Annotated in this window: 1 pseudogene; it reads left to right on the top strand. The window is 54.3% G+C overall.

Going from position 1 to position 1052, the window contains the following annotated elements:
- Positions 1-120: pseudogene (locus tag ACLFKU_RS43555) on the top strand (IS30 family transposase); the annotation flags it as partial.
- Positions 121-1052: the final 932 nt, after the last annotated feature.

Genomic DNA, 1052 nt, shown 5'->3' with positions numbered 1-1052 from the left:
GTCTACTCTCAGGCCAAACTTAATGCCGTGGCAAGAAGGCTGAATGAGCGTCCAAGGAAGACACTGAATTACGAAACGCCGGCTGAACGGTTCCAGCAAACTATTGCATCGACCGGTTGAATCCGCCCTTGAGAGCTGCCGTTACGGCCTTTCGTTTGATCGTTGATATAGACCCGTGCGCTGATCGAGGAAGCGGACGGTACCACGCGCATCGATCGCGAAGTAGAGTGACGACCTCTACGCGTCTACCTTCCACCCCTAGTCTCGTTCATCATCCGGGTTGGAGCCAATCTCCTTGACTGTGCGGCCCCGCGCTTACCGAAGGCTGATTTGGTCAGGCGTGGCGTAGCCCTTGCAACTACCCCATACTTCAAGAAACTTGCTCCATAGGGCACAACCCACACAAACTTCGAGGATATTCCGCAGTCCAATGAGCCACCGAGGCAGATCCGTAGATCCCGCGCGCCCATCCGCTGCCGACGGATCGACCGGAAAAGTCGGAGGTCGTATGGTTTGCATGACGAGCTTTCTGCGAACTACAGTTATTGCGATACTTTGCGTATACGTCTTTCTTACTATCGTTCGCTTACTCCGGAGGGTTTTGCGCTGTTTGCGCCGAAAAACACCATCACAGGAGGCGACCGATTCAACGGTCATAATAACTCTCGTCCACGGAACATTTGTTCCCGGCGCTTCGTGGACAAAGCCGAGATCCGGACTTGCGGAGGCTATTGAGAAAGCACCGCCACAGGAGAATGTACTTTTTGATCCGTTCGAGTGGTCAGGCGGGAATTCATTCAGGTCACGATCCACAACTGCAGCTGACTTGGCCGACAGACTGTCGAAAATTACCCAAAGTCCTCCCGGCCGAAGAAATTCGTTGTCGCACGCAGTCACGCCGGGAATATTGCCATGTCAGCACTTTGTCTAGCAGGCTGTTGAAATACCTCCCGCGCACGTCATCCGCGCGGGAGGGGTAAACGTTGAAACAAAGAACCGGACAACACTGAGACTGAAGCGATGCGCGGAGCGGACGGCTATACCGAGTCGAT

It is taken from the genome of Paraburkholderia sp. EG304, assembly GCF_046543485.1.
In the GTDB taxonomy this organism is placed as follows: domain Bacteria; phylum Pseudomonadota; class Gammaproteobacteria; order Burkholderiales; family Burkholderiaceae; genus Paraburkholderia; species Paraburkholderia youngii.
This window is presented reverse-complemented; position numbering and strand designations above follow the sequence as displayed.